This window comes from Pseudomonas sp. RIT-PI-a, assembly GCF_001187875.1.
In the GTDB taxonomy this organism is placed as follows: domain Bacteria; phylum Pseudomonadota; class Gammaproteobacteria; order Pseudomonadales; family Pseudomonadaceae; genus Aquipseudomonas; species Aquipseudomonas coleopterorum.
Genome location: NZ_LGIR01000011.1, coordinates 331,412 through 355,603, shown reverse-complemented (window position 1 = coordinate 355,603; position 24,192 = coordinate 331,412). Strand labels below are relative to the sequence as shown.

At 63.0% G+C, this 24,192-nt stretch carries 23 protein-coding genes; 8 read left to right on the top strand and 15 right to left on the bottom strand.

All coding sequences use genetic code 11. The features are described from left to right. Nucleotides 1-63: 63 nt before the first annotated feature. The gene (locus tag AC788_RS03915) at nt 64-816 is read right to left on the bottom strand and encodes a WecB/TagA/CpsF family glycosyltransferase (protein WP_049859298.1); all 753 of its coding nucleotides are present in this window, start codon (nt 814-816) and stop codon (nt 64-66) included. Between the two features lie 276 nt (nt 817-1,092). On the opposite strand from AC788_RS03915, the gene AC788_RS03910 reads away from it, so the two are divergent. Beyond that, nucleotides 1,093-2,040 carry a glycoside hydrolase family 5 protein gene (locus AC788_RS03910; protein ID WP_161804283.1) on the top strand — a complete coding sequence of 316 codons (948 nt, stop codon included), beginning with the start codon at nt 1,093-1,095 and terminating at the stop codon, nt 2,038-2,040. On the opposite strand, the gene AC788_RS03905 is transcribed toward AC788_RS03910, so the two are convergent. The 8 genes from AC788_RS03905 to gmd form a co-directional block, all read right to left on the bottom strand. Further along, nucleotides 2,024-3,307 carry a hypothetical protein gene (locus AC788_RS03905; protein ID WP_049859297.1) on the bottom strand — a complete coding sequence of 428 codons (1,284 nt, stop codon included), beginning with the start codon at nt 3,305-3,307 and terminating at the stop codon, nt 2,024-2,026. The genes AC788_RS03910 and AC788_RS03905 overlap by 17 nt on opposite strands. A 28-nt stretch (nt 3,308-3,335) precedes the next feature. After that, nucleotides 3,336-4,283: a glycosyltransferase family 2 protein gene (locus AC788_RS03900; RefSeq protein WP_049859296.1), complete on the bottom strand. Its 948-nt coding sequence runs from the start codon at nt 4,281-4,283 to the stop codon at nt 3,336-3,338. Next, nucleotides 4,280-5,638 (bottom strand): lipopolysaccharide biosynthesis protein, encoded by a 1,359-nt coding sequence (locus AC788_RS03895; protein WP_049859295.1) that lies wholly within the window; start codon nt 5,636-5,638, stop codon nt 4,280-4,282. Before AC788_RS03895 ends, AC788_RS03900 begins: the two co-directional genes overlap by 4 nt. A 14-nt stretch (nt 5,639-5,652) precedes the next feature. Next, the gene (locus tag AC788_RS03890; protein WP_049859294.1) at nt 5,653-7,047 is read right to left on the bottom strand and encodes an undecaprenyl-phosphate glucose phosphotransferase; all 1,395 of its coding nucleotides are present in this window, start codon (nt 7,045-7,047) and stop codon (nt 5,653-5,655) included. Nucleotides 7,048-7,161: 114 nt separating this feature from the next. Next, on the bottom strand, nt 7,162-9,384 hold the full coding sequence (locus AC788_RS03885) for a GumC family protein (protein ID WP_049859293.1): 2,223 nt from the start codon (nt 9,382-9,384) through the stop codon (nt 7,162-7,164). Between the two features lies 1 nt (nt 9,385). Further along, nucleotides 9,386-9,892, bottom strand: coding sequence for a polysaccharide biosynthesis/export family protein (locus tag AC788_RS03880; RefSeq protein WP_049859292.1), 507 nt, complete (start codon nt 9,890-9,892; stop codon nt 9,386-9,388). 26 nt (nt 9,893-9,918) lie between these two features. Then, complete coding sequence (locus tag AC788_RS03875; RefSeq protein WP_049859291.1) at nt 9,919-11,073, bottom strand: outer membrane beta-barrel protein; 1,155 nt, start codon at nt 11,071-11,073, stop codon at nt 9,919-9,921. A gap of 41 nt (nt 11,074-11,114) precedes the next feature. Next, a complete protein-coding gene (gene gmd / locus AC788_RS03870) occupies nt 11,115-12,146 on the bottom strand; it encodes a GDP-mannose 4,6-dehydratase (RefSeq protein WP_049859290.1) in 1,032 nt (343 codons plus the stop codon). A gap of 786 nt (nt 12,147-12,932) precedes the next feature. On the opposite strand from gmd, the gene AC788_RS03865 reads away from it, so the two are divergent. Continuing rightward, the gene (locus AC788_RS03865; RefSeq protein ID WP_330218323.1) at nt 12,933-14,450 is read left to right on the top strand and encodes an MFS transporter; all 1,518 of its coding nucleotides are present in this window, start codon (nt 12,933-12,935) and stop codon (nt 14,448-14,450) included. Between the two features lie 147 nt (nt 14,451-14,597). On the opposite strand, the gene ftrA is transcribed toward AC788_RS03865, so the two are convergent. Then, entirely contained in the window at nt 14,598-15,563 is a 966-nt protein-coding gene (gene ftrA, locus AC788_RS03860) for a transcriptional regulator FtrA (protein ID WP_049859288.1), read from the bottom strand. 98 nt (nt 15,564-15,661) lie between these two features. Between ftrA and AC788_RS03855 the strand changes: the two genes are divergently transcribed. Further along, on the top strand, nt 15,662-16,102 hold the full coding sequence (locus tag AC788_RS03855; RefSeq protein ID WP_049859287.1) for a rhodanese-like domain-containing protein: 441 nt from the start codon (nt 15,662-15,664) through the stop codon (nt 16,100-16,102). A gap of 6 nt (nt 16,103-16,108) precedes the next feature. On the opposite strand, the gene AC788_RS03850 is transcribed toward AC788_RS03855, so the two are convergent. From AC788_RS03850 to AC788_RS03840, 3 genes are all read right to left on the bottom strand, one after another. After that, the gene (locus tag AC788_RS03850; protein WP_049859286.1) at nt 16,109-16,879 is read right to left on the bottom strand and encodes a molybdopterin-dependent oxidoreductase; all 771 of its coding nucleotides are present in this window, start codon (nt 16,877-16,879) and stop codon (nt 16,109-16,111) included. Next, nucleotides 16,872-17,495, bottom strand: a complete 624-nt coding sequence (locus AC788_RS03845; protein ID WP_049859285.1) for a cytochrome b/b6 domain-containing protein — start codon at nt 17,493-17,495, stop codon at nt 16,872-16,874. The genes AC788_RS03850 and AC788_RS03845 overlap by 8 nt, the downstream gene beginning before the upstream one ends. A 387-nt stretch (nt 17,496-17,882) precedes the next feature. Next, nucleotides 17,883-18,488: a hypothetical protein gene (locus AC788_RS03840; RefSeq protein WP_082223586.1), complete on the bottom strand. Its 606-nt coding sequence runs from the start codon at nt 18,486-18,488 to the stop codon at nt 17,883-17,885. A 223-nt stretch (nt 18,489-18,711) separates the two neighbouring features. Between AC788_RS03840 and AC788_RS03835 the strand changes: the two genes are divergently transcribed. Then, nucleotides 18,712-19,407, top strand: a complete 696-nt coding sequence (locus tag AC788_RS03835) for a heavy metal response regulator transcription factor (protein WP_049859283.1) — start codon at nt 18,712-18,714, stop codon at nt 19,405-19,407. Next, entirely contained in the window at nt 19,380-20,783 is a 1,404-nt protein-coding gene (locus AC788_RS03830) for a heavy metal sensor histidine kinase (protein ID WP_049859282.1), read from the top strand. The genes AC788_RS03835 and AC788_RS03830 overlap by 28 nt, the downstream gene beginning before the upstream one ends. A 7-nt stretch (nt 20,784-20,790) precedes the next feature. Here AC788_RS03830 and AC788_RS03825 read toward each other — a convergent pair whose 3' ends face one another. Continuing rightward, complete coding sequence (locus tag AC788_RS03825; protein WP_049859281.1) at nt 20,791-21,375, bottom strand: CGNR zinc finger domain-containing protein; 585 nt, start codon at nt 21,373-21,375, stop codon at nt 20,791-20,793. Nucleotides 21,376-21,468: 93 nt separating this feature from the next. Here AC788_RS03825 and AC788_RS03820 point away from each other — a divergent pair, with 93 nt between their 5' ends. Continuing rightward, the gene (locus AC788_RS03820; RefSeq protein ID WP_082223558.1) at nt 21,469-22,410 is read left to right on the top strand and encodes an alpha/beta fold hydrolase; all 942 of its coding nucleotides are present in this window, start codon (nt 21,469-21,471) and stop codon (nt 22,408-22,410) included. 8 nt (nt 22,411-22,418) lie between these two features. Here the strand turns inward: AC788_RS03820 and AC788_RS03815 are convergent, their stop codons facing one another. After that, nucleotides 22,419-22,844 (bottom strand): lysozyme inhibitor LprI family protein, encoded by a 426-nt coding sequence (locus tag AC788_RS03815; protein ID WP_177327941.1) that lies wholly within the window; start codon nt 22,842-22,844, stop codon nt 22,419-22,421. Between the two features lie 67 nt (nt 22,845-22,911). Here AC788_RS03815 and AC788_RS03810 point away from each other — a divergent pair, with 67 nt between their 5' ends. Then, nucleotides 22,912-23,412 (top strand): DUF1543 domain-containing protein, encoded by a 501-nt coding sequence (locus AC788_RS03810; protein ID WP_049859280.1) that lies wholly within the window; start codon nt 22,912-22,914, stop codon nt 23,410-23,412. Between the two features lie 98 nt (nt 23,413-23,510). Further along, a complete protein-coding gene (locus tag AC788_RS03805) occupies nt 23,511-24,128 on the top strand; it encodes a TetR/AcrR family transcriptional regulator (RefSeq protein WP_049859279.1) in 618 nt (205 codons plus the stop codon). Nucleotides 24,129-24,192 lie beyond the last annotated feature (64 nt).

The window sequence follows — 24,192 nt, the reverse complement described above, 5'->3', positions numbered from 1 at the left end:
CCAGGACGCCAGAATGAGAAAGCCACCCGAGGGTGGCTTTGTCGTTTTCAGGGGGTACGGCGTTCAGGGCTTGTCGCGCTGCTGCGCATATTGCCGCTGCTGCGAACGCTGGCGCAGGATGATCGGCAGGATGCGCCGTCCGTCGTTCCAATAACGTCCGGCCAGGCGGCTCGGTTCGCTGAGAATACGGTGCAGCCATTCCAATGAGAGCTTCTGCACCCACATCGGCGCACGTTGCACCTTGCCCGACAGGAAGTTCAACGCCGCACCGGTGCACAGGCCCACGCCATGGGTGCGGCCGCGGTCGGCGATCAGCTTGCACAGCAGTTCCTGGCGTGGCGAGCCGACCGACATGATCAACAGCTGCGCCCGATGCTGCTCGACGAACTGCAAGGTGGCCTCCACTTCCGCGGGGTTGTCGATGAAGCCCATCGGCGGGTTGTAGTGCAGGAACGTCACCGCCGGATAGCGCTGGGTCAGTATTTCCACCACATCGGGGGTGGAGCCGACGACCGTCACGGTCCAGCCTTCGCGCTGGGCTTCGTCCATCATCAACACGGTCAGGGTGCTGCCGGGAATCGCCTCGGGCACGCCCGCGTCGAACTTGCGCAGCACCGGCATCAGTACCCGGCTGTCGCAGATCCGATAAGCGGCCCCATCGTAGGCATTGCGGAATTGCGGACTGTCTTCGAGCAGTACAACATGGTTGACGTTGGCGGTGACCACGTAACCAAAAGGCTTGTTCACGTCGCCCTTGATGGCACGGATCAGGTCCCTTTGGTCACCTTTGTAGAAATCTATCCCAAAAACTTTCATCCAGGCCGTCCTATCAGTTCTAGAATGCGTTGATGCAGCGCCGTAGAAAGGCTGCGGGAGCTTGGACGATTCGGCTTGTTCGTCTAAAGCATGTAATTGATTGTCTTCTATCCATAGGCTTAGCCGATGAACATCAAAAGGTTGTTTTCACGTGCAGAGTTCGAGCGCGCTGTACCTTTCGTGCTCAGGCCCGACCCGTTACGTCCCCGTCGCGCTTTGTTGAGTGCGACGATGGCGTTGCTGTTGGGCTCTGGCGCTGCGTTCGCGGATGTGCCGATGACACAGGTCAACGTGTCGGGGGCCGAGTTCTCCGAAAACGTGTTTCCGGGCGTGGAAGGTACGCACTATTTCTTCCCGCGCGAAGGCTTCTTTGCCAACTGGAAGCGTCGTGGCGTTCAAAGCGTGCGCTTCCCGTTCAAATGGGAGCGACTGCAGCCTACGCTGGGGGGGCCGCTTGACCCTGTCTACGCCAAGCTGATCGACAAGATGCTGGTGCAGGCCGCGCAAGCGAACATGCAGGTGATCCTGGACGTGCACAACTACGGGCGCTACCGCGGCAAGATCATCGGGACCCGGGACGTCACGGTGGATCACTACAAGAACCTCATGAGTCAGATAGCGCGCCGCTGGAGCGGTTACAGCGCCCTGGCCGGCTACGACCTGATGAACGAGCCCCACGACGAATCCGATGCCATCTGGCCGACGGCCGCTCAGGCGGGCATCGATGCCATTCGGGCGATCGACAAGAACCGTCCGATCTACGTCGAGGGTCGTTCGTGGGCCAGTGCCGAGCGCTGGCCGAACTACAACAACGATCTGCTCAAGCTCAAGGACCCGTCCAACAAGCTGATCTTTTCCGCGCATATCTACCTCGATCCTGACGGCAGTGGTAACTACAAGAATCGAATTTCCGGCACATGGAATCCGGACATCGCCGTGAACCGGGTCAAACCCTTCGTCGAGTGGCTCAAGCGCAACGGCAAGAAAGGCCACATCGGCGAATTCGGCATCCCTGACAACGACCCACGCTGGCTGGACGCGGCCGAACGTCTGCACAAGTACCTGGCCCAGCAGTGCATGCCCCTGACCTACTGGTCGAGCGGCCCCTACTGGGGTGGTTACTTCATGGCGGTCGAGCCGATCAACGGCCAGCCTCGTCCTCAATGGACAGTCATGGGCAGGTACCTCAAAGAGCCGAAGTGCAAGGCTATCGGCCCGACGTAACCGCCAGGCCCGCAGTACCGGCCGGTCGTCCCAGCGGACGATCGGCCGATTGCGAAGCCGGCACCCTCGCCTGCCCGTAATACACGAATGCCGCAACCGCGAGCGCTGCGATGTTGCCGTCATACATCATGGCCGGCGACAGGAACAGATTGATCAGGTTGAAGCACATGTCGAGAACAAAGGCAGCAAGCAGGTCACCTTTGTTCCGGCACTGGCGACTGATTCTCCAGAATCCGACGAAATACACCAGAATGATCAGCGGCATGATGAAGCCGTAGCGGTACATCACGCCCAGCACACCCACGTCGGACAGGTAGAAGTAAGAGCTGTACAGGCGCGAGAAACCACCCTGCCACTGCAGCGACAGTGCGCCCATCCCCACGTACCAGTTCGCGGCCGTATCGCGCAGGATGATCGCGGTGGTATCGGCACGTACCCCACCCGGCTCGGTCGCTTCCTGCACCAGGGCCATCAAACGCTCGTACTGGGCTTCGAACGGCGCTGGCATCACCATGTAGGCGACCCCACCCACGACGATGATCGCCAAGCCCAGCTTGACCAGCACGTGTAGGTGCGCGCGGAAGATCCACAACGCGGCCAGGGTCCACACCAGCATGGTGTTACGTGTCTGCAGCACCAGCCACAGGTAGGCGGCGAACAGGCCCAGCAACAGCACCGGTACCAGCTCGATACGGCGGCGCAGGCGGTACATCAGCATCATGGCGCACAGCGAGACGTAGGAGCCGCCGATGCTGAAGCGGTCCGGACGCAGCGGATTGAGGCCGTAGTCCTTCTCGTCGACGTTGAAGGCGACCGCAGCGTTTTCCGGGACGATCTTGAAGTAGTAGAGAAAGCCGACCGCCACACATGCCAGGCCGCCGATCAGGAAACAGCGCTCGAGCTGCTCCTGGGTCGGCTGTGCCTTCAGCATCAGGTACAACGCCGGAAAGAACAGCAGGTACAGGAAGTTGCGGCGTTCTTCGAGCAGGCCGTAGAACAGTGGCTGCTCGAAGTGATACCAGGAGAACAGTGCCGACATCACCGGCAGGGCCACGCCCATGAACAGGATCCACATACTGGCCCGCGACTGCCACGGGCGTTGCCACATGGCCAGCAGCAGCACGGCCGAGCCAACCACGCCAGCCAGGTACAGCTCGCGCAGGTATGGCAAGCCTGCCAGCTTGTTGTCGGTCAGGAAAAGAAAGCCGGAGTTGACCACCACCAGCAGGCACAGCAACGTGCGTGGATTGAGCAAAGCCTGGAGCATGTCCGTTACCTCGTGGACGATAGATCACTCAGCGCCATTTGAACGCCAAGCCCTCGGTGATGCCCTTGATGCCGAACTTGATGTTCTTGGCACTGCCGCGGTTCTGCAACACGGTGATCGCGCCCAGGGCGACCGCCGAGACGAAGGTGCACGCGGTCGAATGGAAGCGCTTGTTGTACATGATCGCCGCACGGTTGCGGTAGTAATGAAACATGTGGCTGCGCCCTTTGGTGCTGCCGCTGTCGCCATGACGGGCGAAGCTGTCGAGGGCCACGCGGCCATGCCAGCCCACGGCGGCGGCACGACGTTCCCAGTCCACTTCTTCGGAGTACATGAAGTAGCGGTGGTCCATCATGCCGACCTCTTCGATCACCTCGCGGCGTATCATGAGGCTCGCGCCCATCAGGTAGTCGGGCTCGGGCAAGCCGGCGGTGGCCAACTGCGCGCGGTCCATGTTCTTGCCCATCAGCTTGGTCTTGCCCAACCAGGGGAACAAGGTGCCGCCACCGACGCACTGGACCACCTGTGGGCGGTCCGAGTAGACCAGCACGGAGGCCGAGAAGCCACATTTGGGCGACTGTTCCAGGGTGTCACGCAGTGCTTCCAGGGCGCCGGGCTCGACGGTGACGTCGTTGTTGAGCAGCCAGATGTAGCGATAGCCTGCGCGCACGGCGTAGTCGATGCCGACGTTGTTGCCGCCGGCGTAGCCGTGGTTGCCTTCGTTGATGATCAATACCCGCTCGTGCGGTGTGTCATAACTGCCGGCTGCGCGCTCGTCGATGACTTGAACGTCCGGGCCGGTCGAGTCGTTGAGGAACTGCTTGAGGCGCGACACGCTGTCGTCCTTGGAATCGTTGTCGATCACCACCACCGGGACGCGGCAATGGGCGTCCAGGGCGCGGATGCAGTCGATGGTGGTATCGGCGCCATTCCAGTTGAGGATGATCGCGCACACGTCGTTGTTGGATCGGGTCATGCTTGAGCCTCCTGTAGAGTGCCACTCTGGCGGTTCTGCCAGGCACGCGCCTTGAATACGACGATCGACATCATCGCCAGATAGATGAAAATGTTTGCTGCCGCGATAGCGATCACCACCGCCAGGGCCGAGCCGCCCCACAGGGCGCCGATGGCCACGGCGCCGAAGCGCAAGGACGTGGCGAAGACTTCGAAGCCCAGGAAGTAGGCCTGCAGGCGCAACGCCGGGATGGCGACTTCGCACGGCATCGCTGCGAACCGGGCCAGTTCTGCCAGAGCCAGCCAGCGCGCGTATTCGCCCGCTTCGTGCCACTGGGCGCCGAAGGCCAGGGTGAACAGCCACGGCCCGGCGATGACCAGAATCAGAAAGCCTGATGCGCCGATCGCGGTCATCGCGCCGACGCCCTTGAGCAGCAGGCCGACCACCGCCTCACGAGCGTGCACCGCGGCGGCGATACGCGGGTAGAAAACGCTGCCCATGGCCTTGCCGATGAAATTGCTGGGCATGGCCAGCACTTGCAGGCACAGGGCGAAATAGCCTGCCGGTATGGCACCGAACAGCGAGGCCAATACCAGTGTGGGCATGTGCACCGACAGCGCGTTGATCAACACCTGCGGGGCACGGAAAAGGGGGAAATCGCGGTATTCGCTGGCCAGTTGGCGCAGGGTCTTGCGCGGGGCCTCGTCGACCTCGGTCGCGTCGGCCGGTGCTGCCTTGCTCATGGCCATGCCGATCAGGATCAGCAGGCTGTGCACCACGTAGTACAGCGCGCTGGTGACCACCAGCATGGTCGCGCTGTTGTTGAACAGGCCGCCGACACTGCGCATGCCGTTGTAGACCAAGGCATGGCTGGTGGCCGCGCGGGCGGTCAGGCGGTAGCGGCCATGGCGATACAGCCACTGCTGCAGCACTTCGAGGACCGCCGAGCTGAACATCACCAGCGGCAGCAGCATCAGGTACGGGGTGAGCAGTTCCAGGTTCCAGCGCTCGGCCAGCATCGGCCCCCAGAACAACAGCACGACCGCCACCAGCAGGGACACCAGCAAGGCGACCACGGTCGCCAGCTTGGCCAGCCCGCTGGCGTCGCGATGGCGCTGCGGCAGGACGATGGCCATCGACCAGGTCAGGCTGCAGGCCGGGATCAGGATGATCGTCAGGCTGAGGAAGGTACCCACCACCCCGAACGCTTCGGGGCCGTAGATACGCATGATCACCGGGATCAGCGCCAGGTTGATCAGCTGCGCGCCGGCCGAGCCGCCGAGCGCTGTCGCCAGGTTTCGCACCATGCGGTTCTGGCGCAGCTGCTGGATCAGGCCGGGGGCCGCTGCCGGCCCCTGGCTCAAGTCGTGTTCCATCCCAGCCTCCGGGCTCAATAGATGTTCCGTGAGAACAAGGTGAACGGGGTCTTGATGAGGATCTTGATGTCCAGCCACAACGACCAGTGATTGATGTAGGCCAGGTCACGCTCCAGGCGCCCCTGCATCTTGTCCAGGGTATCGGTTTCGCCGCGGAAACCGCTGACCTGGGCCAGACCGGTGATGCCCGGCTTGATGCGATGACGCGCCATGTAGGCCATCAGCTTGTCGCAGTAGTAATGGTTGTGGGCGATCGCGTGGGGACGCGGACCGACCAGGGCCATTTCGCCACGCAACACGTTGATCAGTTGCGGCAGTTCATCCAGCGACGAGCGACGCAGGAATGCACCCACGCGGGTCACTCGCGAGTCGTTGCGGGTGGCCTGCTTGACTTCCTGGTCGTCGTGCATGCGCATCGAGCGGAACTTGAAGACGTGGATCACGGTGCCATTGCAACCGTCGCGCCCCTGGCGGAAGAACACCGGGCCTGGCGAGGACAGCTTCACCGCCACCGCGCAGGTGATCAGCACCGGTGCCAGGACCACGATCGCCAGCAGTGCCAGGCTGCGGTCGATCAGATCCTTGGCCATGGCGGCGGCCGGGTGCGAACTCAACGGGGTTTCGTTGAGGTAGATAGCCGGGAACTGTTCGATCTGCGAGATCGACTGGTTGAGCAGCATCATGCTGCCGAAGTCCGGCACCCAGACCACGTCCACTGCCAGGTCGAGCAGGTCGACGTAGATCGATTCGATCTGCACCATGCGATCCAGTGGCAAGGCGATGTACACCCGGCGTACCTGTTCGCGCTGGACGATGTCGCGCAGTTCGTCGAAACCACCCAGGTGCGGTACACCCGGCACCGGCACCCAGTCGGCATCGACTTCGGCATCGGGTGCGATCACGCCCAGCACCGGAACGCGCGGCTTGAGCTGACGAGCCAGCTTGCCGGCCAGTTCCCCGGCACCGATGATCACTGCCTTGCGCTCGTTCTTGAGCCGCTGGTTATGGCGGTTGAGCAGGAAGCGCAAGGGAATGAACGTCGCCGCCTGGGCCAGGAAGCCGTAGACGATCAGCTTGACGGCCATGCCTGGCGCCAGGCTCTGCGGACTGCCGCTGAGGTAGATGACCACGGCCAGCGCGGCGACCAGGGTCAGCCAGCCGCCGAGCAGGCGCAGCAGGCCGCTGAGGTAGTTCAGGCGTTTGTGGTAGACGTGCAGGAAGCTGTAGACCGGAACCGAGGCAAGCACCCCGATCATCATCAGCACGCGGTACTGCGGCGGGAATTCATTGAAGTGTGCGTACAGCACACTGAATGTGAGCGCGCATGCCAGAGCGGCACCCGCGAGCCACATGGTCCAGAACGTCAGGCCCCGGCGGTTTACCATCGGGTGCAAGCGAGGCGCAATCATGGAAGTTTCCTCAGCAGACAAATGCGGCGTGGATTGGCATTTTCCGTAACGCGGCCAGCCGGGCGCACTGCTCGCCCCAAGGGGTGAGCGGCGCGGCTGCAAGGTCGGAAAGGTTTATTGGGCCGGGGCTGCCGGCAGGTAATCGTAGTAGTGGTCGCGACGCTGACCGGGCTCGGGACGCGAGACCTGGTTGAGCACCACGCCGGTGATCGGCGCGCCGGTCTGCAACAGCTGACCGATGCTCTTGCGTACCAGCGGCATGCTCGTGGCCTCGGACTTGATCACGTAGATCACCGAATCGGCCATGCCGCACAGCAGTGCCGCATCGCTCACCGACTGGCTGGCCGGGGTGTCGAGGATCACGCGGTCGTAGCGGTGACGTGCCCACTCCAGGAAGGTCTGCATGCGCGTGCTGGCCAGCAGTTCCTGCGGGTTGTAGGGCATTTCACCGGCGCAGATCACGTCCAGGCTGCCGATGCTCTGCAGGCAGTCATCGACGCCCGCCTTGCCGGCCAGCAACTCGGCCAGGCCGATGTGGTGAGCGTCCAGGCCCAGGTTGGTGGCCACTTTCGGACGGCGCAGGTCGGCTTCGACCAGCAGCACGCGTTCGACACGAGCCATGGCACCAGCCAGGTTGATGGCCAGGGTGGTCTTGCCTTCGCCCGGCGTGGTCGAAGTCAGTACCAGGGTCTTGCGACGGACATCGTCGTCGTTGAGCATCACGCCGGTGCGCAGGGTCCGTACGGCTTCGGCGAAAGCCGCGTCGTCGTTGCGCTCGAACTGGCGATGGATGCGCGAGCGGTTGCGGCGCTTGAGCATCGGCACCACGCTGAGCACCGGCAGGTGCAGATTGCGTTCGACGTCGGCGCTGTTCTTGAAGCTGTTGTTCCAGGCTTCACGCAGCAGGGCAATGGCGCAACCGGCAATCAGCGACAGCAGTGCAGCCAGGACCACCAGAATGGCCTTGCGCGGCGTGGTCGGGAACAGCGGAGCGATGGCCGGATCGACCACGCGGGCATTGCCCGAGACCAGGTCGGCGGTCGCCATGGTTTCGCGCAGCTTGGTCATGAAGGTGTTGTACACGTCACGGTTGCTGTCGACGTCACGCTGCAGTTCACGCAGGGCGAACTCCTTGCGGGAGATGTCCTGGATTTCCTGCTTGTTGCTGTTGAACGAGGAGCGCAGTGCGTTCTCGTTGTCCTGCGCCAACTGATAGTTGTGCTGCAGGCCGGCGACGACCTGGCTCACCTGGCTGCGCAGGCTGGCCTGGGCGGCTTGCAGTTCCGAACGGGCGGCAACCATCTGCGGGTGCTTGTCGCCGTAGCGCTGGCTGTATTCGTCGACACGCGCCTGGGCGGTGGCGGCGACGGCCTGGAACTGCTGGATCACTGGGTTGTTGATGACCGCAGGCACGCTGGACAGGTCCAGGTTGCCGCCGCGGGCCAACAGACCCTGCACCTGACGGTACTGGCTCTGGGCATCGGCACGTTCACGGCGCGCATCGACCAGACGGTCGCTGGTGCGAGCCAGCTCGTTGGCGGTGATGGTGGCAACGCCGCCGACGTCGACCAGGCCCTGGCCATCGCGGTAGGCCTGCAGCTTGCTTTCAGCCTGCTGCAGTTGGGTACGCAGTTCCACCATGCGGGTGTTCATCCAGCGGCTGGCGTTCAGCGATTCCTGCTGCTGCGAAGACTGGCGGCTGGCGAGGTAGCCCTGAGCCAGGGCGTTGGCGGTAGCCGCGCCGGTTTCGGCGTCGGCCATGGTCACGCCGATGCTGACCAGATGGCTCTTGCCCACGACCGTCACGCTGGTGCGCTGACGCAATTCCATCACCGCACTGTTGAAGGCCTGCTCGTCGGTGTAGTTCAGCTCCTGGTGCCAGCTCTGCGGGAACCAGTCGGCATGCCAATTGGACAGTTGCGCCTTGATCTTGGACAGACGCGAGGCTCTCTGGCGTGGGTCCAGTTCTTCATGGTGCGACAGGTCCAGCTCACGCACGGCGCGCTCGGCCACTTCGCGGCTCTGGATCAGGCCCATCTGGGTCTGCAGGTAGTCGCTGTTGGGATCCGGACGGTCCGGCGTCTGCTGGAACGTGATGACCTGGTTGCCACTGGGCTCGATCACCAGGGTGGCGACGGAGCGATAGGTCGGCGTCATGTTCAGCGCGTAGATCACGGCGGCAGCGGTGCCTACGGCGAAGACGCCGAGGATCATGCCGCGGCGACGCCACAGCGTGCGCCACAGTTTACGCGAGTCCAGTGCGTCGCGATCTTCCGGCGCGGGCGAGGCCTGCCATGGGGCCATGCCCTGGCTGTTTCTTACGGCAATCTGGCTCATCTTAGAAGAACCCCTGATCAATAGTGATGGTGTCGCCCGGTTCTACCGGTGTTGCCAACTGGGCCGGCTTGGCGCTGCCGCCGCGGTTGATATTGATGCGGTTGACCGAAGCACGCTCGGTCAGACCGCCCGCCAGAGCGATGGCGCGGTCCATGGTCAGGCCCGGCTTGTAGGGATACCCGCCCGGCGCCTTGACTTCACCGCCGATGTAGAAAGGACGGTATTCGACGACGCTCACGGTCACTTTCGGATCCTTGAGGTAGTCACCGCTCAGGCCCTTGGTGATGACCCGCTCGATCTCGTCGGTGGTCTTGCCGAGCGCTTTCACGTTGCCCAGAAAGGGGTACGAGAAGGTCCCGGAGTCGTTGAGGTGGACTTCTTCGTTGGTCAGGTCAGGTTCACCCAGGACGGAGACCCGGATGACGTCGCCCGAAGCGAGTTTGTAGGCATCGGCCTGGGCTCCCAGGCTGAACAGTGCCAGTACGACGATCAATGCTTGCTTGAACATGGTGGCTTCTCCCCTTTAGGTCAGGTTCACAGGGACAGCTTGAGGCTGAGCAGGTAGATGTTGCGAACGTAGTCTTCGCTGTCCACGTTCGAGTTGTTGTCCACGCGGTTGTAGCCCAGGGAAACCTCGGCCCAACGGCTGGCGGTGTAGATGATCTCGGCACCGGCGGCATTCTGGGTGTCGTCACGACCACCCGTGCCCAGGTACTCGCGCTGTGCGTGGCGATAGTTGACGTCGGTGGCGAAGAACGACGACCAGCTGTGGCGCCAGCCCAGGCGGCTGCTGGTCACGTGCACGGTGTTGGCACCGTCGTCACCTTCGTCGAAGGCGCGGCGCATGTTCACCGAGATGGTGGAATAGGTGCGTGGCTTGTAGTCCATGCCCACTTCCCAAGTGCCGCTGCCGTAGTCGTTGCTCTGCGAGCTTTCGAAATCCTTGCGCTCGTAACCGGCGCGGGCGGTACCGCTGAGCTTGGCGGTGACGTCACGGTCGATACCGAACAGCACGCGGTTGCCCTTGCTGTTACGGCGGTCGAAGTCCAGGTAGTCGTAGTCGACGTGGTCCAGCTGGACCAGGGCGCGGGTGCTGCCGCCCAGGCGATGGAACCAGGTACCGCTGACGCTGGTGGCGTCGTATTCCTTGTCGTCGTTGATGCCATCGGCGTTGCGATAGCGCTGCTGACGGTAGCCGCCACCCAGCTCGATCTGGTTCATGGCGCTGAGGGCGCCGAACGTGTACTTCAAGCGACCGCCCTGGCGGGTGTACTTGTCGTTCTCGCGCTCGTCGGCGGAGTCGACGGTTTCTTCGCCGCGCTTGTAATCGAGCGTAGCGTCGAGGCGATTGCGCGAATCGAAAGCCCAGATGCCGCTCAGCTCGGCATCGTGGTCGATGTGGCTGGCGTCGGCGTGGTCCAGATAGGTCTGGCTGTCGGCCGAGTACTGGAACTTGTAGCCGGTGTTGCGGGTTTCGCGGGTAAACAACAGGGTCGGCTTGACCGAGGTGATCCAGGACGCGTCCTCATTGCGATCCACGGCGCGAAAGTTGTCGTCGTAGCGTTCGCTTATCTCCAGTGTCGGAGTGAAGTTCACGGGGCCCAACTCGACCTTTGCCGGTTCCAACGCCCAAGCGCTCAAGGGCCAGGGCGCCAGCGCCAGGCATGCCATCCACTGTTGTTTATTCATATCCATTCCCACTGCGTAATTCGGGTAGACGCCAGAGGCGCCTAGAAAGAAAAGCCGATTTCATTGCGTCGCAGATCGGCCTCGACCATCATCCGGCACAGCTCTTCGAGGCTGGTCTGCGGCTGCCAACCCAGCACTTCACGCGCCTTGGCCGGGTCACCGATCAACAGATCGACTTCGGCCGGACGGTGGAACATCGGGTTGACCTTGACCAGCACCTTGCCGGTCGCGCGGCAGGTGCCGCATTCCGAATCATCCTTGCCCGACCAGTCCAGGCTGATATCCACAGCCTTGAACGCCATGCTGACGAAGTCGCGCACGGTTTCGGTACGGTTGGTGGCCAGCACGAAAGTGTCCGGCTCATCGGCTTGCAGCATGCGCCACATGCCTTCCACGTATTCCTTGGCGAAACCCCAGTCGCGCTTGGCGTCCAGGTTGCCCAGTTCGAGCACGTCGAGCTTGCCCAGCTTGATCTTGGCTACGCTGTCGGTGATCTTGCGGGTCACGAACTCACGGCCGCGCAGAGGCGACTCGTGGTTGAACAGGATTCCGCTGGTCGCGAAGATGCCGTAAGACTCGCGGTAGTTGATGGTCATCCAGTGGGCGTACAGCTTGGCGACGCCGTACGGGCTGCGCGGATAGAACGGCGTGCTCTCGATCTGCGGAATCGCCTGCACCTTGCCGAACATCTCGGAGGTGGACGCCTGGTAGAAGCGGATCTTCGGGTTGACGATGCGGATCGCTTCAAGCAGGTTGACCACCCCTACCCCAGTGATCTCGGCCGTGGTCAACGGCTGCTCGAAGGACACGCCGACAAAGCTCTGGGCCGCAAGGTTGTAGACCTCGGTGGCCTCGGTGTTCTGCAGCAGGCGAATGCTGGCCGACAGGTCGGTGAGGTCGTACTCGACCAAATGCAGGTTGGCATGAGTCGCGACACCGAGCTCTTCCAGACGCCAGAAGTTCACCGAACTGGTGCGGCGGTAGGTCCCGTAGACGGTATAGCCTTTTTCCAACAAGAGCTGCGTCAGATACGCCCCATCCTGGCCGGTTACACCGGTGACAATCGCTTTCATGCAAATCTCCAGAGTCTTTGGTAAGCAATAACAACCAGTGCAACGCCCGACGGTACATCCGGAGGAGCTGACCTTGGACAAGCTATTGCAGCAAGGTTCAGTACGGACATCGTATAAGCGTGGCATTGGCGCAAAATAAATCAGGTACACGCCCTGCCCAGCACTGTGAGGCGCTGCAACTGTGGTGTACCCATGGCATTGGCGATCGTGTGCGTCCTGTTCGGTCGCTCTTTGTCAGTGCCGACTCTGGGGCGGCATCGGTAAGGCGAGGTGATACTAGGTGTCGAAACTCCGGCAGTGCAAGCTGAGTGCTATTACCCGCCTCCAAATAAATAACAACGCGCGTGATTTTTTATAAAAACGTTATAAATCAATAGCTTATATATTCTGTAATGATGGCGCCAAATATCTGCAGGCCCATGGTGTTATTTTTATTGGCGCCAATAAACATTTGCTCAGCAATGCAAGTCGAAAGTCCGTCGAGGCGCGACGGTTCATTGGCGAAACGGTACCAACTTCGTGTGTGGCTCAGGTGCAGCCCACGGTTGGCGAGGGCCGCAATGATCAGGTCAGGTCACCATGTGCAACACGCACGAAACAGGTTTGTTAAGAAATGGCTTCACACCCATCCGTGTCGTTCTGGATAACCGCCAGTAAACCGACTTGCAGGCTGCTTGGTCATTGCACGGCGTGCAGTCGCGCCCCTTGCTTCGCGTTGGCTGACATGCTGGTATCAGCACCCGTTTGGCTGCTGCAGTGGCCCATTGGTTAACACAAGGAAGTCCTGTGTCATCGTCTGAATCTGTAAAACGTTGGTGGGTGCTGGTCGCGGTCATGATGGTGTTTCTGCCGGTGGTGCTGGACGTGACCATCCTGCACGTGGCGATCCCGTCACTGACCTTGGCCTTGCAGGCCACCGGCACCGAAGTGCTGTGGATCATCGACATCTATCCGCTGCTCATGGCCAGCCTGCTGATTCCCATGGGCACCCTCGCCGACCGGATCGGCCATCGGCAACTGCTGATCACCGGGCTGTGCATCTTCAGCCTGGGTTCGGTAATGGCCGCCTTTTCGCCCAGTGTCGCGGCGCTGATTGCCGCGCGGGCGTTCATGGCGTTCGGCTCGGCAATGATCATTCCCTGCACCTTGGCCATCCTCCGCCAGACCTTCGACGACGAGCGCGAGCGGGCGCTGGCGTTGGGTATATGGGGCGCGACCGGTTCGGCAGGCGCGGCCATCGGGCCCTTGGCGGGCGGCGCGTTGCTGGAGCATTTCTGGAGGGGCGCGGTGTTTCTGGTCAACGTGCCAGTGATGATGATCGTGATGCCGCTGGTGCTCAGGCACGTACCCCGTACCTCGATCACTGGCGACGGCAACTGGACCATTGGCCAAGCCTTGATCCTCATGCTCGGTATCATGGCCTCGGTCTATGCGCTCAAGTCGGGGTTCAAGCCTGGCAGTTCGGCGTCGCTCACCACGGTGTCGGCAGTTTTGGGCCTGGGCATGCTGGGCTGGTTCGGGCACAAACAGTTGCATGCCCCGCGACCGATGCTGGATCTGAGTCTGTTCCGCTCGCCGGCGATCAGCGCCGGAGTGGTCATGGCGCTGGTGGTGATGGGTGCCTTGGCGGGGGTGGAATTGATGCTGGCGCAGGAGCTGCAATTCGTCCTCGGACAGACGCCCTTGCAGGCTGGGATGTTCCTGTTGCCTTTGATGGTCGCCTCGGCGATCGGCGGGCCCATGGCGGGGTTGCTGCTGCGCGCCATCGGTCTGCGCTGGGTCGGCAGTCTGTCACTGGGCGCCGCCAGCGCCAGCCTGGCGGGCTTGGCCATGGCTGACCTGCACCAGAGCGGATGGGCGGTGATCGGGCTGCTGGTGGTCCTCGGCCTGTCCCTGAGCATCGGCCTGACGGCGTCCTCGGTGGCGATCATGAGCAGCACCCCGCCGCACAAGGCGGGCTCGGCCGGCGCACTGGAAGCCACCAGCTATGACTTGGGTACGGGCTTTGGGATCACCGGCTTTGGCCTCGTGCTGGGCAGCGGCTACATCCGCTCGATCCGGTTGCCCGATGGCTTGCCGCCGGAAATCGCCGAGAGCGCCCGGCAGTCGATCGGCGAAACCATGAGTGCAGCGAAGACCCTGGAAGGTCAACAGGCGGCCGATCTGGTCGCGGCCGGTCAAGCGGCGTTCAGCACCTCGCACAGTCTGGTACTCATGTCCGCCGCGACATTGATCGGCATCCTGGCCGTGGTCATCTGGGTAACATTGCAGCGCCATGGGCACAGCCACAGCCAGACTCCCTGACCGCAAGGCACGCCCCCATCCACTGCGATCGCTGTAGCAGCGGCGCAAGCCGCGTCCGGGTGCACCGCGTTGTTCCAGGCGAACCGCGTCCACCGCCGACGCGGCTCGCGCCGCTGCTACAGGAGCGCCGCGTCCGGGGGCAACGCGTTACCGATGCCGTGCTCCGAAGCTGTCGCGGTAGAAGGAAGGCGCCAGACCAACGGTCCTGCGAAACGCCACCCGGAAACTTTCCGCCGACGCGAACCCACAACGTTGAGCTATCTGTTCAGTGTCGAGCCCACTGGTTTCCAGCAACGAACGGGCTCTGGCCATTCGTTCGTGCTGCAGCCAGGCTTTGGGCGTCATGCCGGTCGCGTCATTGAAGCGCCGCAGAAACGTGCGTTCGCTCATCAGCGCCCTGGCGGCCATCTGTGGAATCGTCAACGGTTTATCCAGATGTTCGCGAACCCAATCCAGGACCACGGCCAAGTCGTGCCGCGGGGCCTGGGCGACCGGCGCGGCAATGAACTGCGCCTGCCCACCACCGCGCTGTGGCGCCATGACCAGCCGACGCGCCACGGTATTGGAAACGTGAGCGCCAAAACCCCGCTCGACCAGATGCAGGCAGGCATCGATGCCCGCCGCACTGCCTGCCGAGGTGATCACCTGCCCGCTGTCCACATAGAGCACCGAGGAATCGACAGCGATGCCCGGAAACCGCCGCGCCAACTCGTCGCTGTAGCGCCAATGGGTGGTGGCCCGCTTGCCATCCAGCAACCCAGCTGCGGCCAGCACGAAGACACCGGAGCAGATCGACAGCAGGCGCGCACCCCGTGCGTGCGCCTTACGCAGCTCCACAAGCAGGGCCTCGGGCGGCGGCTCATCGCGACTGCGCCATCCGGGGACGATGATGGTATTCGCCTGGGCCAGCACCTCCAGCCCGGCGTCGGCGCCGACAACAAAGCCGCCCGTCGCACGCAGCGGCCCCGGATCGACGGCAACGATGCGATGCGCGTACCAGGCGAAATCGAATTCCGGCCTGGGCAAGGCGAATATCTCGATGGCAATGCCGAATTCGAAGGTGCACAGACCATCGTAGGCCAGGATGGCCACCAGTCCGGGGATGTCTTGCATTGGCGGAAAATTACCGGTCGATGTCGAGTGCGCCACTGTAGCTCAAGCTCTGCCCTCCCTTAAAGTGATGTCACACGAACCTTGAACGGAGCCACCTGATGCCAAGCCTGATCACTGAATACCCGGCGGCCAGCGCCGAGCAAGCCCTGGCCCACTTCAGCCAGCGGCTGCGCTTTGAAACCGATTGCGCCGATGTCTACCACAGCCAGCAGGCGGGCCAGGTGGACTATGTCCTGGTGGATGTTCGCAATGCCACTGCATTCGCCGCCGGCCACGTGCCAGGCGCGATCAGCCTGCCAACCCGTACGATCACGCCCGAGCGCCTTTCCGCATTTCCGGCCAACAGCCTGTTCGTCATCTATTGCGCCGGTCCGCATTGCAATGGCGTACACCGCGCAGCGGCGCGATTGGCCGGTCTGGGCCACTCGGTCAAGGAGATGATCGGCGGCATCACCGGTTGGCTCGACGAAGGTCTCCCGCTTGCAGAAGCGGATGAGCAACCCGCGGCTACGACAACGGTCACGTCGTGCGCCTGCTGAGCGCCTTCAGATGCCGCTGAACCAGTTGTAGCCCTGATCTTCCCAGTAGCCGCCGGGGTAGTCGTTGCTGACGAAGATTTCGACGATGTGCTTGGGGTTCTTGAAGCCCAGCTTGGTCGGCACCCGAACGCGCAACGGGTAGCCGTATTCGGGCGGCAGAGCGACTTCAGCGTAATCCAGGGCGAGCAGCGTCTGCGGGTGCAGCGCGGTGGGCATGTCCAGGCTGGAGTAGTAGCGATCGGCGCACTTGAAGCCGACGAACTTGGCGGTGGTGTCGGCGCCGATGCGTTCCAGGAAGGTTTTCAGCGGTACCCCACCCCACTGGCCAATGGCGCTCCAGCCCTCGACGCAGATCAGGCGGGTGATGTCGGTGCGCTGAGGCAGCTTGCGCAGGCCTTCCAGGGTCCAGGGGGCCTTGTCGCGGACCAGGCCGGACACGGCGAGGGAATAGCCGGGTACGTCGATATCGGGAATGTCGTCTTCGCCGTAGAACGCGTTGAACGGGAACGGCTGGGTCATCTGCGCCTTGCTGTAGGTGGGTGCCAACCGCTGGCCGCTGAACAGCCAGGCCTGCACGCGATCGTTCCAGCGCGACATGGCCCACAGCACTTTGTCGACCTGATCGCCGTCCTGAAGGTTGCAGCCGCTGAGCATCGCCATGGCGCCGACGGTCAGGCCGCCACGCAAGAAGTGCCGGCGCTGGAGGTTTTCCAGCTGAGTGCGCTGGGCAGGCTCGAGTCTGATCGGGGCGCTGCGTCGGGGTTTGGGTTCATTCATGGTCAGTCTTCCCGGTGTTCAGCGGTCGTACGCCGCCAGTGATCATCGGTGGTAGGGTCTTGGGCACCAGCAGCACCAGGACCAAGTGCACGATCACGAACGCGCCGATGGCCGACATCGCCGCGAAGTGCACATAGCGGGCGAAGTCATAGCCGCCCAGCAGAGCGACCAGTTCCTGGAACTGAATGGGCTTCCAGATGGCGACGCCGGAAATCAGGATCAGCACGGCAGCCGCCAGCACCAGCCAGTACATCAGGCGCTGCACGGCGTTGTAGACGCCCTTTTCGTGGACCAGTCGCAGGCGCAGGGCGTCGCGCAGATCACGCTTGACCGCGCTGGGGGTCACCGGTAGCAGGTCGCGCTTGAAGTGGCGGCTGCCCAATCCGTAGAGCACATAAATGAGGCCGTTGATCACCAGCAGCCACATCACCGCAAAGTGCCAGGCCAATGCGCCGCCCAGCCAGCCGCCCAACGTGAACGAGGGCGGGAAGCGGAAGGCGAACAAGGGGGAGGCGTTGTAGATGCCCCATCCACTCATGAACATGCAGGTCATGCCAAAGGCATTGATCCAGTGGGTGAGACGTACCGTGAGTGAATGTATGCGTTGCACGGCCATGGAAAGGGCCTCCCCTGTTTAAAAAACCACTGCCCCTGGTGGGAGCACCGCCCATGTGGGAGCCCTGCCATTGTGGGAGCACCCCCCCTTGTGGGAAACCTGCCCTTGTGGGAGCACTACTGTCCCTTGTGGGAGCACTACTGTCCCTTGTGGGAGCACTACTGTCCCTTGTGGGAGCGGGCTCTGCCCGCGAAGCAGGCGCCGCGGTATGGCTGAAGCCCCGCGGCGCCTGCTTCGCGGGCAGAGCCCGCTCCCACAGGGGTTCTCCTCACAGAGGTCCTCCTCACAGAGACCCTTCTCACAAAGCCCCCCCTCACAGAGATCTTCCCCACAGGGAACCGGCTCACTCAGGGGCCTGGCACCTATGGGGAGAGCATCACCCGCTGCTTACATCGGCGGCTGGAAGCCGTCCTTGCCTACGGCCACACCGCGTGCGGTCTTGCCGTCATCGGCTGGGAACACGACGATCTTGGCGCCCTTGACCAACTGCTCCGCCTTGCCCGCTTCGACGTAGGCGATCGGCACGTCTTCAGGCACCACCACTTGCTTCTCGCCGCCTTTGTAGTTCACGGTCATGGTACGGCCGTTGGTCTGGGCCAGCTTGCCCACGGTACCGTTGGTCATGGTGCCGGTAGTGCCGTCGGCGTTTTCCCAGCCGTAGTGCCCTTCGCCGCTGCCCTTGAGGCTAGGTTCGAAGACCGTCACTTCCAGCGCCTTCAAGGTGCCGTCCGCCTGAGGCGTGGCGGCCGAGCCGATGAAGCTGTCGGCCTTGATCGAATCGATGTTGGCCTTGGACACCAGGCGGATGCCGGTCTTGTCGGTCAGGCCGATGGTCTGATGCGCACCGCTGCGGGTGGTGAAGGACAAGGTGTTGTTGTCAACGCCATCGACCGTGCCCCGCATTGGCTTCACGACTGGCATGTCCGCAGCCGACGCCATCACGGCGGCACTGAGCAGCAACGTGCCGAGGGTGGTCGACAGGGCAGTTTTGATCTTCATCGGTACGACTCCTTGGGGTAGGTGTGCATGCATCCTCGGCCCTCGATGGGTACGCGTGCATGACCGGGCGATGACATTTCTGTCATTCAAGCAACGACGCTATCGATGACAGGAATGTAACCGACAGCGTCGTGCCGCTCGTTTAGACTGCACGGCGCGGGCCCCGTTCGCCGCGCAGTCTGAACCCGAACCGTCAACGCCCCAGCGAGCCTGATCGATGCACATCCTGTTGATCGAAGACGACATCAAGACCGGCGAGTACCTGAAAAAAGGCCTTGGCGAGTCCGGCTACAACGTCGACTGGGCGCAGCACGGCGCCGACGGTTTGCACCTGGCCTTGGAAAACCCCTACGACCTGCTGGTGCTCGACGTGATGCTGCCCGGCATCGACGGTTTCCAGATCATGGAAGTGCTGCGCGCCCGGCAGGCCGTGCCGGTGCTGTTCCTGACCGCCCGCGACCAGCTGCAGGACCGCATTCGCGGCCTGGAACTGGGCGCCGACGACTACCTGGTCAAACCCTTTTCCTTCACCGAGCTGCTGCTGCGCATCCGCACCATCCTGCGTCGCGGCACCGCCAGGGAAGCCGATCGATTCCATCTGGCTGACCTGGAACTGGACCTGCTGCGCCGTCGAGTGACCCGGCAGCAGGAGGTGATCACCCTGACCAACAAGGAGTTCGCCCTGCTCCACCTGCTGCTGCGCCGCGAAGGGGACGTTCTGTCGCGAACCCAGATCGCTTCGGAAGTGTGGGACATGAATTTCGACAGCGACACCAATGTGGTCGACGTCGCGGTCAAGCGTCTGCGCAGCAAGATCGACCAGCCGTACCCGGTCAAGCTCATCCACACCGTGCGCGGCATCGGCTACGTCTGCGAGGTGCGCGCATGCGACGCCGACGCCCAGCATCCCTGACCCTGCGCTCGACCCTGGCCTTTTCCCTGGTGGCGATGCTCACCGTGGCGGGCGCCGGCTGGTACCTGTACGAGTCGATGAAGACGTCGGTACTTGCGCGCAGCGACAACGCCGTGCTGGGGCGGCTCGATCACTTTCGCAAACTGCTGCACTACGACCTGACCCTGGACAAGCTTTCGAGCAGCCCGCAGATCTTCCAGAACATGCTCGGCAGCGAAGACGACATCTTCGTCATCGCCGAGGTCGGTCAGCCGCCGGTGATCCAGGTCAATCCGCTGCGCGCGACCCTACCGCCCCTGCCCGAGGTGGCCCAGGACGCCGTGCCCACCGCTTCCGACCTGCGCACCGGTACGGCGCCGTCCGGCATACCGCTGCGCGCCGCGAGCGTCTTGACCACGTCTGGCGGGCGCGAGGTGACGCTCACCGCTGCGCACATCATGGTCAAGGAAATGGCCATGCTCGGCGAGTTCCGCCAGCGCATCTACCTGGCCGTGGGCATGGCCTTTCTGCTCACCGCCCTGCTCGGCTTCGTCCTGCTGCGGCGCGGCTTGCGGCCCCTGCGCGAGATGGCGGCGCACGCCACCGACATCTCCCCTGCCCGCCTGCACAGCCGCATGAGCAGTGACAACACGCCCGTCGAACTCCAGCAACTGAGCGACGCCTACAACGCCATGCTCGATCGTCTGGCCGAGGGCTACCAACGGCTGACCCAGTTCTCCGCCGACCTGGCCCACGAGATCCGCACCCCGGTAGGCTCGCTGATGGGCCATTGCCAGGTCGCCTTGCGCCAAGGCCGCAGCGCCGACGAGTACCAGGCGCTGCTGGCATCGAACCTTGAGGAGCTGGAGCGGATTTCACGCATCGTCGAAAGCATCCTGTTCCTGGCACGCGCCGAAGACACCCAAGCCGTGGTGCAGCGTCAGCCGCTGCAGGTGCACGACGAACTGGAACGGGTGACCGAGTATTTCGAGGGGCTTGCCGAAGAGCGCAGGATTCGTCTGTCGATTGCAGGCGACGCCACCCTGAACGCCGATCCGCTGCTGCTGCGTCGGGCCGTGAGCAACCTGGTGGCCAACGCCATCCGCTATGCCGACCCGCACAGCGAGGTGCAGATCGACGTGGCGTCGACGCCGACACAGTGCGTGATCAACGTAGAGAATCAGGGCCCTGCGCTGGACCCGGCAACGCTGACCCACCTGTTCGACCGGTTCTATCGCGGCGACGCGTCGCGCCAGCACAACTCGGACTCCAACGGCCTGGGCCTGGCCATCGTCGCGGCGATCATGCAACTGCACGCCGGTGAAGCCAGCGTCAGCCAGCCGCAGCCCGGACGCATTCGCTTCGCCCTGAGCTTTCCTGTCTTGGGCAGGTCCTGAAACGGGACTATTCAGGTTTCTTCCGGGCACGAAAGGCCGCCACCTTCATGCGATTGCCGCAGGTCGCCATGCTGCACCAGCGCCGTCGGTGCGACTTGCTCAGGTCATGGAACAGCAGTATGCAGTCATGGGCCTCGCACTGGCGCACGAACTCGAACTTGTCACCGGCAACCAGGCTGACCAGCGCGTCGGCCACCGGCCACAGCAGGCTTTCCGGACCAGCATCCCTGGGCCGGGTGGCGACACGAAACGCCTGGGCTGGATCCTCCCAGCGCAAATAGCTAACCGGACGCCCTGTTTCCAATACCTGATTGACCACCGAGGGATCGGCTTCCACCCCCGCCATCGCTGCCTCCAACACCGCCCTGGAATTGCTGCGCAGGGCGTGGGCCTGAGCCAATAGCCCATCGAAAACCTCGGGGCGATCCTGCGCGGCGAGCAGCCCTGCCGACTCAAGCCACGTCAGCACATCCTCGTCGTCGCGCAGGCAGTCCTGGCGTTGCTCGCCGACACCGTATTCGGTATTGAGGAAATCCAGGGCGATATTGTCCGCCACAAAAAGCGTATCGGGCGCGGTGCGGGTCGAGCTCATGATGACCTGTAACTTATGAAATGTGTTTGACAGGTTACCAAATTAGTCCGTAACCTTCAAACACATGCATATCAGGTTACACAAGGAGACATCATGACTACGCCCACACCCACAGCAGCAGCCGCGCTTGCCGCGTCATTGCTCATCGGCGGTACCCACGTAGCCCAAGCCGACGACACCGTCCACTACCGCCACGAGCAGGTCGGCGATGTGAAGGTGTTCTATCGCGAGGCGGGCAACCCCAGCGCGCCTACCGTGTTGCTGCTGCACGGCTTCGCCGCCTCGTCGTTCATGTTCCGCGACCTGATCCCGCAATTGGCCGACCGCTACCACGTGATCGCCCCGGACCTGCCCGCGTTCGGCTTCACCGAAGCGCCCGCCCGGGGGCAGTACGCCTACACCTTCAGCCAACTAGCGCAGACCATCGGCCAGTTCACCGAACAGCTGAAGCTGGAGCGTTACGCACTGATGGTGCATGACTACGGCGCGCCGGTGGGCTGGCGCCTGGCCGTGGCTCACCCGGAGCGCGTGACCGCGATCATCTCGCAGAACGGCAACGCCTATGAGGAAGGTCTTGGTGCCGGATGGGCGCCGATTCAAACGTACTGGCGCGAGCCTACGCAGGCGCACCGCGACGCCCTGCAGGACTTCCCGACACCGGCGTCGATCAAATGGCAGTATCTGGAAGGTGTGAGCGACCCGAGTGTGGTCTCGCCGGACGGCTACACGCTGGAAGGCCTGCAGATCTCACGCCCCGGCAATGCCGACATCCAGCTCGATCTGGTGCTGGACTACGCCTCCAACGTGGCGATGTATCCCAAGTTCCAGGCGTACTTCCGCCAGTACCAGCCGCCGCTGCTGGCAGTCTGGGGCAAGCACGATCCGTTCTTCCTTCCTGCGGGCGCCGAGGCCTGGAAGCGTGACCTGCCCAAGGCGGACATCCGGTTCTACGACACCGGGCACTTCGCTCTGGAAACCCACGGGCGGGAGATCATCCCGGTGATCCGTGAGTTTCTGGACGAGCACCTGAAGTAACGGCGCTACTACAGGTCCTGCGGCTGAAACCGCACTGCCAGCGTGTCGGCGCGGACCTTGGTGGCCTTCAACAGGCACATCTGAGCGTTGATCCGGTCGAGCGTACCGCCGGTCAGGCCCGCCTCGATGGCGCAGTCGGCGTCGCGAAACTGGATCCACAGCCGCTGCGCATCGCGCATCGCCGTGCGCTTGGTGCCTTCCAGGGTTTTCATGCCGGCCTGGTAGTTGGCATTCAAGCGTGCGTCCTGCCGCTTGGTCTCGTCGGCGGCGCAGCTGACCATGCCGGTGGTGGAACTGTTGCTGTCCATGCAGGTGGTGTACGCCGAGCTGTAGTCGGACGCCGAAGTGGAACCTTCGGCCGAAGCCAGGGTGGCCTGGCCTGCGCAGAGCGACAGCAACGCAGCAGTGAGTAAAGGCTTGCAGAGGGGTGTCATAAAAGACCTTTCGAATTCATGAAAAGGTCTGGATCTTACCAGCCCCCACCCTCCAAGGATCCCACCCATGCTTTACATCGTTTTACTTGGCGGCAAGCACCCCAGAGCGCGCATCGAAGTGCACGACATCGCCTGCGCGGTCGCCGACAGCCTGGAGGCCAGCTACCCGCAGTTGCGCGCAGACTGGTTCGGTACTCAGAAAGGCTTGCACATCGATGCCTGGATGGCCGTGGACGGCGTGGAGCAATGGAAGGTCGAATTCAGCCCGCTGGCGCCCGCCGCGGGCATGCCGCGTCTGTATGTGATCAATCTGGGCGGGTACGAGGCGCGCTCGTTCGGCGAAGCGCACCACTACGTGCTGGTGGTGGCGCAAAACGCTCGCGATGCCAGAAACCGCGCCCGGCGCCTGTACCTGGAGCAGTGGCGCCAGCCCCACACCGACGCCGTCCTGGATGTGGACGATTGCGTACCGATCGAGCTGGTGGGTGGCCGCTACGTGCACCTGGTCGAAGGGCCTCATCGGGGCGTCGAGCAGCGCAATGAGTACATCGTGCTGCCGGCGGGCTGACCGGAGCCTGGGGTCCGGATCACCCGAGAATGAACTTGTGACCATAACCCGTTACAGTCACGCTCTGTCGATCCACGCCCAAGAGCCCACCCGCAGCCATGACCCGTCAGCCCCCCACGTTCCCCTCACGAGGCCCGTCCGATCACAGCGTTCGCGATCAGATCGTCGAGGCCGCCATGCAGCATTTCGGTCACTACGGTTACGAAAAAACCACGGTGTCTGACCTGGCCAAGGCCATCGGCTTTTCCAAGGCCTACATCTACAAGTTCTTCGAATCCAAACAGGCCATCGGCGAGAGTATCTGCGCCAGTCGGCTAGCCATGATCATGGCCGTCGTCGACCAGGCGATGGACGAAGCCAGCAGTCCGTCCGACAAGCTGAGCCGTCTGTTCAAAGCCTTGGTGGAAGCCGGCGCTGAACTGTTCTTCCACGATCGCAAGCTGTATGACATCGCTGCCGTTGCGGCCCGTGATCACTGGCCCTCGGCGGAGGCCCACCGCGAGCGCCTGCACCGGTTGATCGAGCAGATTCTGCGCGAGGGCCGGGACAGCGGGGAATTCGAGAGCAAGACGCCGCTGGAAGAAGCCAGTCATGCGGTGTTTCTGGTGATGCTTCCCTATATCAGCCCCGTGCAACTGCAATACAACCTGGAGACCGCCGCCACCGCTGCGCAGCAGCTCCCCGCGCTGATACTGAGAAGTCTGTCGGCGCCATAAGTGACCATTGACTGAATTAGTCACTCGTATCAAAATCGGGTTCCTTTCCGTTTGTGCCCGTAAG